The 15,101-nt window shown below is 72.3% G+C and carries 14 protein-coding genes and 1 pseudogene; 11 read left to right on the top strand and 4 right to left on the bottom strand.

Translation table 11 applies throughout. The annotated features are described in order from the left end of the window. Positions 1–723 precede the first annotated feature (723 nt). Positions 724–1,191: an RDD family protein gene (locus tag ACH4S8_RS19730; protein ID WP_398395599.1), complete on the bottom strand. Its 468-nt coding sequence runs from the start codon at positions 1,189–1,191 to the stop codon at positions 724–726. Positions 1,192–1,389: 198 nt separating this feature from the next. On the opposite strand from ACH4S8_RS19730, the gene glnA reads away from it, so the two are divergent. The 5 genes from glnA (at position 1,390) to ACH4S8_RS19755 (ending at position 6,145) form a co-directional block, all read left to right on the top strand. Continuing rightward, complete coding sequence (gene glnA / locus ACH4S8_RS19735; protein WP_398395601.1) at positions 1,390–2,799, top strand: type I glutamate--ammonia ligase; 1,410 nt, start codon at positions 1,390–1,392, stop codon at positions 2,797–2,799. Between the two features lie 210 nt (positions 2,800–3,009). Then, positions 3,010–3,954, top strand: coding sequence for a zinc metalloprotease HtpX (gene htpX, locus ACH4S8_RS19740; RefSeq protein WP_398395603.1), 945 nt, complete (start codon positions 3,010–3,012; stop codon positions 3,952–3,954). Between the two features lie 4 nt (positions 3,955–3,958). Next, positions 3,959–4,543 carry a hypothetical protein gene (locus ACH4S8_RS19745; RefSeq protein ID WP_398395605.1) on the top strand — a complete coding sequence of 195 codons (585 nt, stop codon included), beginning with the start codon at positions 3,959–3,961 and terminating at the stop codon, positions 4,541–4,543. Positions 4,544–4,652: 109 nt separating this feature from the next. After that, positions 4,653–5,273, top strand: coding sequence for a DUF1269 domain-containing protein (locus ACH4S8_RS19750; protein WP_398395607.1), 621 nt, complete (start codon positions 4,653–4,655; stop codon positions 5,271–5,273). 95 nt (positions 5,274–5,368) lie between these two features. After that, on the top strand, positions 5,369–6,145 hold the full coding sequence (locus ACH4S8_RS19755) for an alpha/beta hydrolase (protein ID WP_398395609.1): 777 nt from the start codon (positions 5,369–5,371) through the stop codon (positions 6,143–6,145). Positions 6,146–6,158: 13 nt separating this feature from the next. Here the strand turns inward: ACH4S8_RS19755 and ACH4S8_RS19760 are convergent, their stop codons facing one another. Together ACH4S8_RS19760 and ACH4S8_RS19765 are read right to left on the bottom strand one after the other, a co-directional pair. After that, entirely contained in the window at positions 6,159–7,517 is a 1,359-nt protein-coding gene (locus ACH4S8_RS19760) for a DUF2252 domain-containing protein (protein ID WP_398395611.1), read from the bottom strand. 4 nt (positions 7,518–7,521) lie between these two features. Continuing rightward, a complete protein-coding gene (locus ACH4S8_RS19765) occupies positions 7,522–8,052 on the bottom strand; it encodes a hypothetical protein (RefSeq protein WP_398395613.1) in 531 nt (176 codons plus the stop codon). A gap of 211 nt (positions 8,053–8,263) precedes the next feature. Between ACH4S8_RS19765 and ACH4S8_RS19770 the strand changes: the two genes are divergently transcribed. Then, entirely contained in the window at positions 8,264–9,460 is a 1,197-nt protein-coding gene (locus ACH4S8_RS19770; RefSeq protein WP_398395615.1) for a winged helix DNA-binding domain-containing protein, read from the top strand. Positions 9,461–9,763: 303 nt separating this feature from the next. On the opposite strand, the gene ACH4S8_RS19775 is transcribed toward ACH4S8_RS19770, so the two are convergent. Next, on the bottom strand, positions 9,764–10,072 hold the full coding sequence (locus tag ACH4S8_RS19775; protein ID WP_398395617.1) for a hypothetical protein: 309 nt from the start codon (positions 10,070–10,072) through the stop codon (positions 9,764–9,766). A 163-nt stretch (positions 10,073–10,235) separates the two neighbouring features. Between ACH4S8_RS19775 and ACH4S8_RS19780 the strand changes: the two genes are divergently transcribed. The 5 genes and pseudogenes from ACH4S8_RS19780 (at position 10,236) to ACH4S8_RS19800 (ending at position 15,060) form a co-directional block, all read left to right on the top strand. Continuing rightward, positions 10,236–10,595, top strand: coding sequence for an arsenate reductase family protein (locus ACH4S8_RS19780; protein ID WP_398395619.1), 360 nt, complete (start codon positions 10,236–10,238; stop codon positions 10,593–10,595). A 125-nt stretch (positions 10,596–10,720) separates the two neighbouring features. After that, positions 10,721–11,401 (top strand): hypothetical protein, encoded by a 681-nt coding sequence (locus ACH4S8_RS19785; protein ID WP_398395621.1) that lies wholly within the window; start codon positions 10,721–10,723, stop codon positions 11,399–11,401. Between the two features lie 438 nt (positions 11,402–11,839). Continuing rightward, positions 11,840–12,868, top strand: a complete 1,029-nt coding sequence (glnII, locus tag ACH4S8_RS19790) for a glutamine synthetase (protein ID WP_387300987.1) — start codon at positions 11,840–11,842, stop codon at positions 12,866–12,868. 465 nt (positions 12,869–13,333) lie between these two features. Further along, positions 13,334–13,984: a winged helix-turn-helix domain-containing protein gene (locus tag ACH4S8_RS19795; RefSeq protein WP_398395623.1), complete on the top strand. Its 651-nt coding sequence runs from the start codon at positions 13,334–13,336 to the stop codon at positions 13,982–13,984. 88 nt (positions 13,985–14,072) lie between these two features. Continuing rightward, positions 14,073–15,060 (top strand): annotated as a pseudogene (locus ACH4S8_RS19800) (NAD-dependent epimerase/dehydratase family protein). The last annotated feature ends 41 nt before the right edge of the window (positions 15,061–15,101 follow it).

The following is a 15,101-nucleotide window of genomic DNA, read 5'->3' on the forward strand; positions in this document are numbered from 1 at the left end:
GTCGTCAGCCGCCCCGCTGCGCCGGGCCGCCTTGGCCGTGGGCCCCCTCCCCGGCCCCGAAGCCACCTCGACCGCAGGACCGCTCCCGGTCGCGGGGCACCCGTCGTCAGCCGCCCCGCTGCGCCGGGCCGCCTTGGCCGTGGGCCCCCTCCCCGGCCCCGAAGCCACCTCGACCGCAGGACCGCTCCCGGTCGCGGGCCGCCCGTCGTCGGCCGCTCCGCCATGCCGGTCCAGCCCCGCTGCGGCGACCCCTCTCCCCTTGCGGCGGGCCGACCCCGCCCTACCGGGCCACCTTGACCGTGGGACCGCTCCCGGTCGCGGGCCGCCCGTCGTCGGTCGGCCTCGCCGTGTCTCAGGTCGGCTCCGCCCGGTGGGTCCTCGCAGCGGGGCACGACCCCGTGCCGGAGCACATGCACCATGGACCCTCGTCGCAGGGCCGGTCGTCGTGCGGGGACACCCTCGGCTGCGCGTCGGCAGGCCGCCTCCGGCGCGGGGGTACGCCTCGCCGGGCACCCTCGCCACAGGACCCATCGCCGCACCGCGGCAACGCGGCGGCCGCTCGCCGTCGCAAGTCGTTTCCGGCGGAGCAGATCCCCTCCGCCGGAGCGGGTCACCGTCCCCGGATGAGGCCGTCCTCCCCGCAGGGGCCGCCCCCTGTCCGTAGAGGCCGCCCTCCCCGCAGGGGCTGGTTCCGCACGCGGCCGAGCCGACGGGCGGGTGGGGTCAGGTGCGGATCTCGATCGTGCGGGACAGGCGGTCGTGCAGGCCCCGGCCGTCCCGGTCCCAGATCAGGGGCGGGACGGCCGCGCACAGGAGCGCCGTGCGCAGCAGGACGCGCAGCGGGTTCGGCCGGCCGCCGCCCTCGGCCACGACGCGCAGGCCCAGCAGCCGCTTGCCCGGGGTGAAGCCGACCGTACCGACCGTGAGAACCCCGAGAGCGAAGAAGACGAGCAGGGCCCAGTTGCCCGTCGCCTGGCCGTAGCCGTCGGTGAGCAGCCCGTATGCGATGAGAAGGCACAGGCCCCAGTCGATCGCGAGAGCGCCCAGACGGCGGCCGGGGCGGGCGATCGAGCCCGGTCCGTGCTCCGGGAGACCGAGCTGTTCGCCCCGGTATCCGAAGTCGACACCGGCTTCCTCCGCCGCCGCGCGCGGGCCGGAGAGCCACGATCCGATTGCTTGCCTGTTGTCCACCCGTCCAAGGTACTGTGCCCGTTTTGCCGTGCGAACCGAGGGGCCTGGAGGGCCGCAGTCGGTTAACTTGGGCGAAACAAATGGGTCACGCTGGAGAAATCCCCCGTCCCTAAGGTCGGCTCCAGCGTGTGCCACCGCACTGGCCGCACGAACGAACTACCACCCCGGTCCACTGTGGGCGGGAGTAGGAGGAGCTGGATGTTCCAGAACGCCGACGAGGCCAAGAAGTTCATCGCGGACGAGGACGTCAAGTTCGTCGATGTCCGTTTCTGCGACCTGCCGGGTGTGATGCAGCACTTCACGATCCCGGCCGAGGCCTTCGACCCGGCCGAGGAGCTCGCCTTCGACGGCTCCTCCATCCGCGGCTTCCAGGCCATCCACGAGTCCGACATGGCGCTCCGCGCCGACCTGTCCACCGCGCGCGTCGACCCCTTCCGCCGCGACAAGACGGTCAACATCAACTTCTTCATCCACGACCCGATCACGGGTGAGCAGTACTCCCGTGACCCGCGCAACGTGGCCAAGAAGGCCGAGGCCTACCTCGCGTCGACCGGTATCGCCGACACCGCGTACTTCGGTCCCGAGGCCGAGTTCTACGTGTTCGACAGCGTGCGCTTCAAGACCGCCGAGAACGAGTCCTTCTACCACATCGACTCCGAGGCCGGCGCCTGGAACACCGGTGCCCTCGAGGACAACCGCGGTTACAAGGTCCGCTACAAGGGCGGCTACTTCCCGACCCCGCCGGTCGACCACTTCGCCGACCTGCGTGCCGAGATCTCCCTGGAGCTGGCCAACTCCGGCCTCCAGGTCGAGCGCCAGCACCACGAGGTAGGCACCGCCGGCCAGGCCGAGATCAACTACAAGTTCAACACGCTGCTCGCCGCGGCCGACGACCTCCAGCTCTTCAAGTACATCGTGAAGAACGTCGCCTGGCGCAACGGCAAGACCGCGACCTTCATGCCGAAGCCGATCTTCGGTGACAACGGCTCGGGCATGCACGTCCACCAGTCCCTGTGGAGCGGCGGCTCCCCGCTGTTCTACGACGAGGCCGGTTACGCGGGCCTGTCGGACATGGCCCGCTACTACATCGGCGGCATCCTCAAGCACGCCCCGTCGCTGCTGGCCTTCACCAACCCGACGGTGAACTCGTACCACCGCCTGGTCCCCGGCTTCGAGGCCCCGGTCAACCTGGTGTACTCGCAGCGCAACCGCTCCGCGGCCATGCGCATCCCGATCACGGGCTCGAACCCGAAGGCCAAGCGCGTCGAGTTCCGCGCGCCCGACTCCTCCGGCAACCCGTACCTGGCGTTCGCGGCCCTGCTGATGGCCGGTCTGGACGGCGTCAAGAACAAGATCGAGCCGGCCGAGCCGATCGACAAGGACCTGTACGAGCTGGCTCCCGAGGAGCACGCGGGCGTCGCCCAGGTCCCGACCTCGCTCCCGGCCGTCCTCGACTCGCTGGAGCGCGACCACGAGTTCCTGCTCGCGGGCGACGTCTTCACGTCCGACCTGATCGAGACGTGGATCGACTACAAGCGCACCAACGAGATCGCGCCGCTCCAGCTGCGTCCGCACCCGCACGAGTTCGAGCTGTACTTCGACGTGTAAGCCCGTCGCTCCAGCCGCACACGTCACCGGCCGCGTCCTTCCTCCGGGAGGGGCGCGGCCGGCGCGTTTCTCCCCGGCGGCCAGGGGTGCCGAGCCCCCACGCGCCGGGGCGTTCTTTGCCCGCCGCGGGGCCGATCGGCACCTGTTCATGGGGAAGTGCGGGCGCACAATGGAAAGCGGGACGAGTGCCTGACTGCGGGGTGGTGCGAGATGCGGAGCCGGTTCCGGAACGATCGGCAGCTGACCGTGCGGATGACGGTCACGATGTTCCTGCTCGGATTGCTGTACGTGGCCTTCGTCGCCGCGTTGATCGTGTTGCTGAAGTCCTGGGTCCTGGTCGTCGTGATCGCGGCCGGGGTGCTCGTCGCGCAGTACTGGTTCTCGGACCGGATCGCGCTGTACGCCATGCACGGGCGGATCGTGGAGCGGGAGGAGTATCCGCAGCTGCACGGCGTCGTCGACCGGCTGTGCGCCGTGGCCGACATGCCGAAGCCCCTCGTCGCCGTGTCGGACATCGACATGCCGAACGCGTTCGCCACGGGGCGCAACGCCGATCACGCGGTGCTGTGCGTGACCACCGGGCTGCTGCGCCGGCTGGAGCCCGACGAGCTGGAGGGCGTCCTCGCGCACGAGCTGTCGCACGTGGCGCACAAGGACGTCGCCGTGATCACCGTGGCGTCCTTCCTCGGGGTGCTCGCCGGGCTGATCGTGCGGTTCGCGTTCTACTCGCAGCTGTTCGGCGGCCGGGGCCGCAAGGACCAGAACACCGTCGCGATCTTCATGGCGGTGATGGCGGTGTCCGCGGCCGTGTACGCCATCAGTTTCATGCTGATCAGAGCGCTCTCCCGGTACCGCGAACTGGCCGCCGACCGTTCCGCGGCCCTGCTCACCGGCCGCCCCTCGGCGCTGGCCTCCGCGCTGACCAAGGTGACCGGGGACATCGGCCGGATCCCGACGAAGGACCTGCGGACCGCGCAGGCCTTCAACGCCTTCTACTTCACCCCCGCGCTCGGCGCCCAGCCGGGCATCGCCAACCTGTTCTCGACCCACCCGAGCCTGGAGCAGCGGCTCGGACAACTGGCCCGCATCTCCGCCGAGCTGGGCGAGCCCGCGGTGCCGGACGCGAGCACCCCGACTCCCGGAGAGGCCCTCTGAGCGCATGGGGTTCCTGGACATCCTGCTGGGCCGCAGCAAGCCCGCCGCTCCCGATCTCGACCAGCTCTTCGGACTGCCGTCGGCGGCCCTGACCCTCCAGGCGGCGGCCGGGTTCACCCCGACCGGCACGGGAGCGGTGTGCTTCGCGTCCGTCGAGGGCGGGGCCTTCGCCCAGGCGCACCAGGAGGCGCAGGCCCTGCTGGACGCGGACACCGGGCGGACGGGCCCGCCGGTGGAACGGAGCCGGGACGAGTACGGCTACTCGTGGCTGGTCTCCCGCCGCACGCCCGACGACCTGCCGGCGCTGGTGAGCGACCTGCACGCGGTCAACAGCTCCCTGGAGAGCACCGGCTTCGGTCCCCAGCTGCTCTGTTCCGTGGTGGGTTTCGAGGACGACGGACGGCGACGGCTCGGCCTGGTCTACCTCTACAAGCGCGGGACGTTCTATCCCTTCGCGCCGCTCGCCGGCGAGGGCGAGCGGCGCGACAACGCGCTCGAGCTCCAGATCAAGGCGGCCCTGGCCGACGACCTGCGCATCGAGCAGGACCTCGCCCGCTGGTTCCCGATCTGGGGCGCACCGGGACTGTGACACCCCGGCCCGAGGAGCCCCGCACCGGGCGCTCGTCCGGCTTTCCCCCGACTGCACCTCACCCCGTATCGCTATAAAGTCGTACGGAACAGACACAAGGGGTGCCGTCATGAGCAATCTGTTCGTCGTCGCCTACGACGATGTCGCCACCGCGAGCCAGGTGCGCGACAAGCTGTTCGAGCTGTCGAAGCAGCATCTCGTCGAGCTGGAGGACGCGGTCGTCGTCGAACGGAGCGAGGACGGCAGGATCAAGCTCCACCAGGCGGTCAGCCACACGGCCATCGGCGCGGCGGGCGGCGCGCTGTGGGGCGGTGTCATCGGGCTGCTCTTCCTGGCGCCGCTGCTCGGCGCGGCGGTGGGCGCGGCGGCCGGTGCCGCCGGAGGGGCGGTCACGGACACCGGGATCAACGACAAGTTCATGAAGGATCTCAGCCAGAATCTGCGGCCCGGCGCGGCGGCGCTGTTCGTCCTGGTCAAACAGGCGGCCGGGGACAAGGTGATCCCTCAGATCGCCGAGTTCGGCGGGCAGTTGGTGCAGACCTCGCTGAGCCAGGAGCAGGAGGACCACCTGCGCGAGGCGGTCGCCGCGGCCCAGGCGAAGGCGGCCACCGCCACCGCGCAGCCGGAGGCGGCGCCGACGACACCGGGAACGGGGACCGGGGCAGCGGGTACGGCCGCGCCGGAAACCGCCTCCGGGACGGACGCGAACGGCACTCCCGCCGCTTCCTGATCCGAGCGCTCTCCCGTCAACCGCCCTTCCCCCAAGGGAATCGTTCGGCCACCCCGGTCACCGCGGCGGTGCGGCGCGCGTGCGTCAATGGGGAGATGCTCTCCGCCTTCACGCACGACCACGACGGTGAACGACTGAGCTGCGTCGGCAGCGGCGGGGACGACGCCGGCGCGGCGACCGCCGTCCTGCTGCACGGCGCGGGCAACGGCAGCAAGGAGCGGCTGCTCCCGCTGCTCGGCGACTTCGCCGCCCGCGGCTGCGCGGGACTCGCGTTCGACTTCTCCGGGCACGGCGAAAGCACCGGCACGCTGGGCGGATCGAGCCTTCGGCTGCGTTTCGAGCAGGCGGTGTCGGTGATCGACGCGACGGTTCCGGCGGGCGCCCCGCTGATCCTCGTCGGGTTCAGCATGAGCGGCCAGACGGTGGCCGATCTCGCGCGGCACTACGGGCGGCGCGCGGTGGCGCTCGTGCTGTGCGCGCCCGCGGTGCACGCGGCCGAGGCCTGGCCCCTTCCGTTCGAGGACCCGGAGGGCACCGCGCGGCAGGACGGCCCGCAGGCCGAGAGCCGCTTCAGCCGGATCATCCGCACCCCCGACAGCTGGCGCGGGGCTCCCGCGCTCGACGTGCTGCGGGCGTACGAGGGCCGGGCGGTGCTCGCCGTGCCCACCAGGGACGCGATCATCCCGCCCGCCGTGACGCGGGCCGTGACGGACGCGCTCTTCGCCCGCGCCGACCTCTCCCGCCTCGAACTGCCCGACGCCGATCACCTGCTGGGCCTCTGGTTCCGCGACCACGCCGAGGACCGGCAGCGCCTCGTGGACCTCGCGCTCACCGGACTCGGGTCCCCGGTCCGGCCGGCCGCCGGCGCCTGACCGGCCGGCGGCCTCACACGCCCGGTGCCGCCGGGACCACACCCGCGATGACCGCCGCGCCCAGTGCCGCGTGGTCGGCGGCGTTGCGGTCCGTGTAGCGGAGCGCGAAGTCCGCGACGGCGCGCTCGAAGGTGTCGGCGCGGCCGAGGTAGGCGGCGATGGCGACACGGTCGCCGGAGCGGGCGTGGGCACGGGCCAGGGCGGTGCCGCACAGCCGGGCGTAGGAGCGCAGTTCCCCCGGGCTCATGCCGGCGATGTCCGCGGACCCTTTCGTGTCGTGCAGCTGGCGCCAGTAGAACGAGCGTCCCTCGGGGCCGGTCGTCCAGCCGAGGAAGACGTCCCCGGCGGCCTGCATGAGCCGCTGGCCCGCGACGACCCGGCGCCCGGGATGGACGTACGGGCCGTTCGGCAGGTGCTCCTCGAGCACGGACCGTCCGGCCTGCTTGATCTGGAGGAACAGCGGGTCGTCGGCGTCCCGTCCGGCGAGCAGCACGATGAAGCAGCGGGTGCCGACACTGCCCACGCCGACGACCTTGCGGGCCGCGTCGACGAACCGGTAGCGGTCGAGGAGCAGCCGTCGTTCCTCGGGGAGCGTCGAGCGGTAGTCGCTGAAGATCTTGCGGAGCGAGGCCATGTCCATGGCTCCGGCCGGTTCCAGCAGGGGCGGGTCGTGGACGATGCGGCGGCGTCCTTTGACGGTCTCGGTGAGTTTGCCGAGCGCCTGCAGGCTGGTGCGGCGGCGGGCCCGGGTGAGGGTGGCCTCGGCGCGTCGGTGGCGGCGTCCCGAGCGGACCAGCGGCAGCAGCAGATCGGCGTCGATGTGCTGGTACCAGACGGTCAGCTCGCCCTGGCGGGCCAGCCGTCGCACGGCCTCGCGGTACTGCCCGGCGGCGGCCCGTGCGGCGCCGAAGACGTGCTCCTCCTTGTGCCCGTTCTCCCGGGCCGCGACCGCGATGCTGGCCGCGAGCCGTTTGACGTCCCACTCGAAGGGGCCGGGGAAGGTCTCGTCGAAGTCGTTGAGGTCGAAGAGCAGGGAGCGTTCCGGGGCGGCGTACAGGCCGAAGTTCAGCAGGTGGGCGTCGCCGCACAGCTGGACGGTGAGCCCGGTGTGGGGCTGGGCGGCCAGGTCGGCCGCCATGACGGCGGCGCCCCCGCGCAGGAACGCCAGGGGGGAGGCCGCCATCCGCGCGTACCGGATCGGCAGCAGTTCCGGGAGCCGGTCCCGGCCCTGCGCCTGGAGGAGTCCGACGGGGTCGGGGCGGTCGGCGGCGGGGATCCAGGTGCCGTGCGCGGAACGGGGCACCCGCTTGCGGGCCGCCCGGCCCCGGGCGGCCCGGTCCGCCGTGGTCGCCGTGACGCTGTCGCGGAGCACGGCGTCAGTGCCTTGCGGCGCGGGCGACGTCGGTCTTGACGTCGCCGGTCAGGGATCGGTTGCTGCGGGCGGTGGCGTCCTTGGAGCCGCCCGCCGCGACGCCGTCCACCGTCACGACGGTCGCATCGAGGAGGTTCCCGCTCTGGTCGCGGAAGTCGACCTGGACGACGTACGACTTCGCCGAGGAGGTCGGATTGGTGGCGGTGATCTTGACCGTGGCGCGCCCGTCGGAGTCGGGGCTCGCGCTCCCGTCGGTCTTCACCTCGTCCTTGGCGTCCACGCCGCCCTTGAACTCGTCGAACTTCCGGCCGGCCTCGGCGGTGGCGGAGGCGAGGGCGTCACCGGCTTGGGTGGCGGCGGACGCGGCCTCCGAGACGGCGGACGCGGCCCGGGACGCCGCGGACTCGGCCTTGGAAGCGGTGCCCGAGGGGCTGCTGTCGTCCGAGCAGGCGGTCAGCTGCGCGGCCAGGGCCGCCACCACGGACACGGCCAGGATCAGTCGGACCGGTCCTCGTATGCCGTCCCTCTGATGCATCGTCTCTCCCCACGTGGTCCTGGTGCGCCTCCGGATCCCGCTTCCTCGCGGTGGCCCCAGTCAAGGCCGCGGGCAGGGCCGCCGCATGCCCGGTTGCGTCCAACGGGTGAACCCCGTCCCGTGACGCGCGGACGTCCGCGAGGATGAGGAGCGCGGAGCGGGAAGCGCGCGGGACGTGGCCCGGAGCGCGGAGCGAGCGGACGGAGACGGCGTGACGGGGAAGCCGCGGCACATCGGGGTGGCGGAGCGACGGGCACGGCTCGGGCTGCGGCAGCGGCTCGCGGGCGGGGCGCGGGCGGCGGCCCCGGAGGAGGTGGCGGACTCCCTGGTCGCGCTGCACGGCACCGATCCGGCGGCGGTGTACCTGGCGGTGGGCGCGCGGCTCACGGACGCCCGAAGGACGGTGGAGCGGGTGGAGCGGGCCCTGTACGAGGACCGTTCACTCGTACGGATGCACGGCATGCGGCACACCGTGTTCGTGTTCCCCGTCGGCCTCGCGGCCCTCGTGCACGCCTCGACGGGGCTGGACATCGCCGCGAAGGCCCGCGCCGGGCTGGTCAAGGACATGATCGCCGGGAGCGACGGGCGGCTGACCGAGGCGTGGCTCGACGAGGTCGAGGCGTCGGCGCTCGCCGCGCTGGCCCGGCGCGGAGAGGCCACGGTGAACGAACTCACCGGGGACGAGCCGCGGTTGAGGGAGCAGTTCGTGTACGCGCCCGGGAAGAGCTACGAGGGGGTGCACACGGTGTCGTCCCAGCTGATGCGTGTCCTCGGGGTCGAGGGCAAGGTGGTGCGGGGGCGTCCGCTCGGGTCCTGGACATCGAGCCGGTTCCGCTGGGCGGTCGCGCCGCCGCATCCTCCGCTCCCGCCCGCCGAGGCCCGCGCCGAGCTGCTGGACCGCTGGCTGACGGCGTGCGGGCCCGCCACCGAGGCCGACCTGAAGTGGTGGACGGGGTGGAAGGCCGGGGACCTGCGGCGGGCGCTGGCCGCGAGCGGGGCGGTGGCCGTCTCGCTCGACGACGGGGCCACGGGGTACGTGGCGGCGGGTGACGAGGGCCGGGTCGACGGGCCGGACGCGCCCTGGGCGGCCCTGCTGCCCGGCCTCGATCCGACGCCCATGAGCCGGCCGGACCGCGACTGGTTCCTCGAACCGTCCCTGCGGCCCGCCCTCTTCGACCGCAGCGGCAATGTCGGTCCGACGGTGTGGTGGGACGGCCGGGTGGTCGGGGGCTGGGCGCAGCGGCCCGACGGCGAGATCGCCTGGCGGCTGCTGGACACCGCGGGCGTCGGCCGCGAGGCCCGCGGCGCCGTCGCGGCGGAGGCCGACCGCCTCCGGGCCTGGGTGGGCGACGCCCGGATCACCCCTCGTTTCCGGACCCCCCTGGAACGGGAGCTGTCGGAGAAGTGAGGACCGGGACGGGGACGGCGGCGCGGAGGCGGCCCGCCCCCGCGCCGGACCGCCTCCGAGGACGGCGGACGAGCCGACACCGATGCGAGGCGCCGCGAGCCCGGTCCGAGGTCCACGGCCGGAGCCCGGGACCGGGACGGGTGGTGCCGGGACCGGGACACAGGCCGGAGCCGGCACCGGCGGCCGGGACCCGGGCGAAAGCCGGAGCCGGCGCATGGGACGGTGCCGGCTCCGGTGTCGGCGCCGTGTGGCCCCGCCACGGGGCGGGGTCACACGGCGCCGGTGAGCGGGACGCCCGGTTCCTCAGCGCGCGTACCTCATCAGGGCGCGCACCATGTGGCACGTGCTGTCCGACGGCGGGTGCACGCCGATGAGCTGCGCGGTGCTGCGGATCTTCTCGTTGCGGGCCTGGTTCGGCACGTACACACCGGAGTCGAGCAGGGCGATGGCGAGCCGCATCGCCTTGAGCCGGCGGTTGTGCGTGATGTACCAGTCGCGGGGGCGCCCCGGCGGCAGCGGGCACTTGTTCACGGGCTCGTAGGGCAGGTCCAGCGGGACCGCCGTCTTGGATGTGGACTGAGTGGGCAGCGGCTTCAGTGCGGCAGCGGGCACAGGCATCCTCCTGTCGCGGTCAGGGCGCCGTCCGGACCCCCCGGCGACACCCTCGAACACTGCTTCTATTCTACCGCCGGGCACTGACAAAAGCCGCTGGCCACAAGGCTTCGGGGGTGCTGTGACAGCCGTGTCCGAAGGTGTCTGCCGTACCGTGTGCGGCATGGAGATCTGGATCAATCCGGCCTGTTCGAAGTGCCGCAGCGCGATCAGCCTGCTCGATGCGGAGGGCGCCGAGTACACCGTCCGCCGCTATCTGGAGGACGTGCCCAGCGCGGAGGAGATCCGCGCCGTCCTCGACCGCCTCGGCCTCGAACCGTGGGACATCACCCGGACCGGGGAGGCGGACGCGAAGGAGCTGGGGATCGGGGACTGGGCGCGGGACGCCGGTTCACGGGACCGCTGGATCACGGCGCTGTCCGAGCACCCGAAGCTCATCCAGCGGCCGATCATCACCGCGGACGACGGAACGGCGCTGGTGGGCCGCACGGAGGAGGCGGTACGGGAGGCCCTGTCCCGGTAGCGGAGCCGACCGCTCCAACTCCCGTGTGATCCAGGTTACTTAAGTGAATGCCGTAACCGTTGAGCAACCGCGTTCGGCATCTCGTACATAGCGACGTAACGCTCCCCCACTCTCTGGAGGCGCGCATGTCGCGTAGGAGAACCCTCAGCACCAAGAAGAAGATCGCTCTGCTCGTCAGCGCGGCGACCGTGGCCGGCGGCGGGGCCTTCGCCCTGGCCGCCACCTCGAACGCGGCGTCCGTGCAGACCGCTCAGACCTCGGTCGCGTGTCAGGGCCTGGCCACCGCGCTCGGCAACAACCTGAATTTCATCGCGGACCAGAAGGCCCACCCCGACTCCCAGTCGGCGGCCAGGATCGCGAACCGCGAAGCGGTCGTCGCGCAGATCAAGGTTCAGCAGCAGGCGTCGGGCTGCGCTGTCGGGGAGTCGGCTCAGGGCTCCCAGACCGGCCAGCAGAACGCCCAGCAGCCGGCCCAGTCCGCGCCGGCCCAGGCCGCCACCAAGGCTCCTCCGGCACAGAGCGCTCCCGCGAACAACGCGGGCGCCGGTGCCGCCACCGGCCAGCAGGTCTGCAACGGCTCGACCGTCACGCTCTCCGGCGAGGGCGGCGCTCCGGCCGCGTCCAGCAACCAGTTCCCGGCCGGGACGAAGCTGAAGGTCACCAACCTGGACAACAACAAGTCCACGACCGTCCAGGTCACCTCGGTCTCCGGCAGCTGTGTCCTGCTGAACAACGCGGCCTTCGAACAGGTCCGCGAGCCGGGCAAGTTCCTGATCCGCCGAGCCCGCATCGAGAAGGTGGGATAACGGGCAGAACGGATCGAAAGCCCTGCCGTCACCGACCCGTTCCGGGCCGGAGGCGGCAGGGCTTTCGCATGGGCGGGCGGCCTTCCGGGGAGACGAACACCCAACCCCGCAGGGGACGAAACGGAGGGAACCGGGTCACATCCCTCCTTGTCGTCCTCACCCGGATCGCATACGAGCGGCGCCCCGCCGGACCTCCGCGCCCCGGGCGGGCGGCGGACCCGACGATCGCGGCCGCGAACGATCACACGCCGGCGGGGGCCACGGCACGGGGCGTGTGAGACCGGGCACATACGACCCAGGTAACACGGGGTTCACATTCGGGCAACGCTCGGGAAATCGCTGGTTGACAGTCTTCCGGTCATCCCCGGCGGCGCCCCAGTGCCGCAGCGCCGCAGCACCCGCAAGTGCGATCAAGACCCACCCCGAAGGATGTGGCCCGTGAGCTTCAAGGCTGAGTACATCTGGATCGACGGCACCGAGCCGACGGCCAAGCTCCGTTCCAAGACGAAGATCCTGGCCGACGACGCCAAGGGTGCGGAGCTGCCGATCTGGGGCTTCGACGGCTCCTCGACGAACCAGGCCAAGGGTCACGCCTCGGACCGCGTACTCAAGCCCGTGGCCAGCTTCCCGGACCCGATCCGCGGCGGCGACGACATCCTCGTCATGTGCGAGGTCCTCAACATCGACATGACGCCGCACGAGACCAACACCCGTGCCGCGCTGGCCGAGGTCGCCGAGCGCTTCGCCGCGCAGGAGTCGATCTTCGGCATCGAGCAGGAGTACACCTTCTTCAAGGGCGCCCGTCCGCTCGGCTTCCCCGAGGGCGGCTTCCCGGCCGCGCAGGGCGGCTACTACTGCGGTGTCGGCGCGGACGAGATCTTCGGCCGTGACGTCGTCGAGGCGCACCTGGACAACTGCCTCAAGGCGGGCCTCGGCATCTCCGGCATCAACGCCGAGGTCATGCCCGGTCAGTGGGAGTTCCAGGTCGGCCCGCTGTCGCCGCTGGAGGTCTCGGACCAGCTGTGGGTCGCCCGCTGGCTGCTCTACCGCACCGCCGAGGACTTCGACATCTCCGCGACGCTGGACCCGAAGCCGGTGAAGGGCGACTGGAACGGCGCGGGCGCGCACACCAACTTCTCCACCAAGGCGATGCGCGAGGGCTACGACGCGATCATCACCGCGTGCGAGTCGCTCGGCGAGGGCTCGAAGCCGATGGACCACGTCAAGAACTACGGCGCCGGCATCGACGACCGTCTGACGGGCCTGCACGAGACCGCCCCGTGGAACGAGTACAGCTACGGCGTCTCCGACCGCGGTGCCTCGGTCCGCATCCCGTGGCAGGTCGAGAAGGACGGCAAGGGCTACATCGAGGACCGCCGTCCGAACGCGAACGTCGACCCGTACGTCGTGACGCGTCTGATCGTCGACACCTGCTGCACCGCCCTGGAGAAGGCCGGCCAGGTCTGATCCGGCCCAGCACTCCCGAGGGGGCGTCCACCGTCACGGTGGACGCCCCCTCGCCTTGTCGGCGGGGGATGCCCCAGTGCCGGAACACCGCCACGGCGACGCGGAGTTCGGCGGTACGAACCTCCCTGACGGGCCGATCCGTTCGACGTCGACTTCGCGCCAGGAGGCGTCCAAGCAGTGAGAGGAGGCTCCTGTTACGGGGCCGTGTCTGCTTCAATGGGTTCATGGCCGACTTCCAGAAGTGCATCGCGACGGGTCGCCATGACCTCGAGCCCTTCTGGCCCTCCCGTCAGCACCACGACTTCGACCGGGTGTGTTGTCGCGCGACGAACGCGCCGGCCCTCTAAAGCCGTACACCCCGGCCTTCGGCCAGCGCGCACGACGTACGTCCTCGACGACCCCGACCACGAACTCGCGGCCGTCGAACCTCCCGACGAACTTCTCGCGCGAAAGAGCTGACCTCTCATGGCGACCACTCGTTCCTTCTCCTCCGTCGCGACCTCTCCCCTTCCCGTTCCCCCGGCCGCCCCGGGGCGGCACCGGCTACGTGCCGTCGACCGGGACGAGGACTGGGGCCTCCCCCGCTCGAACGAAGCCGAGAGCCTGGGGACGGGCGTGGACGTGGCGACCTTCCTTCCCCCGGGGGCCACTTGGCTGCCCGCCCCCCAGAACGCGCTGCCCGTCCTGCCGGGGCAGCCGCCGATGATCGGCTACCTGGTGCTCGTACCGGCGGACCAGCAGCCCCTGTTGCCGGTCGCCGTGACGGGCCCGGCCGAGCCCCCCGCCGCCGACAGCGTCACCGACAGCACCGGCGGCGGCGCCGACCCGCTGGTGCGCGTCGACCCCGTGCAGCGCACCGCCGAGGTCGACGGACAGGCGCTGGACCTCACCTACCTGGAGTTCGAGCTGCTCGCGCATCTCGTCCGGCATCCGCACCGGGTGCACACCCGCGACCAGTTGGTGTCCACGGTGTGGGGCTACGGACACGTCGGCGACGGACGGACCGTCGACGTCCATGTCGCACGGCTGCGCCGCAAGCTCGGCAACCGGCACCGGCAGGCGATCCAGACGGTGCGCCGGGTGGGCTACAAGTACACCCCGCCGACCGGCCGTTGATCCGTCCGGCGTATCTCCTGTCAGCAGATTCGCGTTCCCCCGGGCGGGCCGCGCATGCACAGTCGTCCGTATGACACGGAGACTTCTGATGCTGGGCGGTACGGAGTTCGTGGGGCGCTCGGTCGCGGAGGCGGCGCTCACCCGGGGGTGGGACGTCACCGTCTTCCACCGCGGCCGCCACGAACCCCCTTCCGGCGCGCGGTCGTTGCTCGGCGACCGCACCTCGCCGGACGGGCTCGCTGCGCTCGCGGGCACCACGGACACCTGGGACGCCGTCGTCGACACCTGGTCGGCGGCCCCGCGGCCCGTGGGGGAGGCGGCCCGCCTGCTGGCCGGCCGGGTGTCCCGCCATGTGTACGTGTCGAGCTGCTCGGTGTACGCGTGGCCGCGCGCCGCGGGGTACGCCGAGGACGCGCCGCTCGTGGAGGGCGCGTCGGCCGGCGCGGAGGCGACGGACTACGCCCGGGACAAGCGGGGCGGGGAGCTGGCCGCCGTCGAGGCCTTCGGCGCCGGGCGTTCGCTGCTCGTGCGGTGCGGACTGATCCTCGGACGGTACGAGAACGTCGGGCGGCTGCCGTGGTGGCTGAACCGGATCGCGGCGGGGGGTCCGGTGCTCGCTCCCGGGCCGCGCGAGCTGCCGCTGCAGTACGTCGACGTCCGGGATCTGGCGGAGTGGACGCTCGGCGCGGTGGAGGCGGAGCTCGACGGGGCGTACAACCTGGTGAGTCCCCCGGGGCACGGCACGATGGGGGCGCTGCTGGACGCCTGCGTCCGGGCCACCGGGTCGCGGGCCGAGCTCCGCTGGACGGACCCCGAGACGGTGCTCGGCGCCGGGATCGAGCCGTGGACGCAGCTTCCGGTGTGGGTGCCGCCGGGGAGCGAGCTGCACACCTCGGTGTACTCGGGCGATGTCTCGCGGGTCCTGCGGACGGGGCTGCGGTGCCGGCCCGTCGAGGAGACCGTCGAGGACACCTGGGACTGGCTCCGGTCACTCGGCGGCCCCGCCCCCCCGGCGTGCCGACCGGCCGGGGGTGGGACTGGATCCCGCGGTGGAGGCGAAAGTCCTCGGCGGCTGAATCACGGCAATTCCCCGGCCCGGCCCGCGGGGCGTCTTCCC

It is taken from the genome of Streptomyces sp. NPDC021080 (genome assembly GCF_044333225.1).
GTDB lineage: Bacteria > Actinomycetota > Actinomycetes > Streptomycetales > Streptomycetaceae > Streptomyces.

Coding starts and splice junctions, on each gene's coding strand:
- glnA (WP_398395601.1), top strand. CDS start 1,390: ATGTTCCAGAACGCCGACGAGGCCAAGAAGTTCATCGCGGACGAGGAC.
- htpX (WP_398395603.1), top strand. CDS start 3,010: ATGCGGAGCCGGTTCCGGAACGATCGGCAGCTGACCGTGCGGATGACG.
- ACH4S8_RS19745 (WP_398395605.1), top strand. CDS start 3,959: ATGGGGTTCCTGGACATCCTGCTGGGCCGCAGCAAGCCCGCCGCTCCC.
- ACH4S8_RS19750 (WP_398395607.1), top strand. CDS start 4,653: ATGAGCAATCTGTTCGTCGTCGCCTACGACGATGTCGCCACCGCGAGC.
- ACH4S8_RS19755 (WP_398395609.1), top strand. CDS start 5,369: ATGCTCTCCGCCTTCACGCACGACCACGACGGTGAACGACTGAGCTGC.
- ACH4S8_RS19765 (WP_398395613.1), bottom strand. CDS start 8,052: ATGCATCAGAGGGACGGCATACGAGGACCGGTCCGACTGATCCTGGCC.
- ACH4S8_RS19780 (WP_398395619.1), top strand. CDS start 10,236: ATGGAGATCTGGATCAATCCGGCCTGTTCGAAGTGCCGCAGCGCGATC.
- ACH4S8_RS19785 (WP_398395621.1), top strand. CDS start 10,721: ATGTCGCGTAGGAGAACCCTCAGCACCAAGAAGAAGATCGCTCTGCTC.
- ACH4S8_RS19795 (WP_398395623.1), top strand. CDS start 13,334: ATGGCGACCACTCGTTCCTTCTCCTCCGTCGCGACCTCTCCCCTTCCC.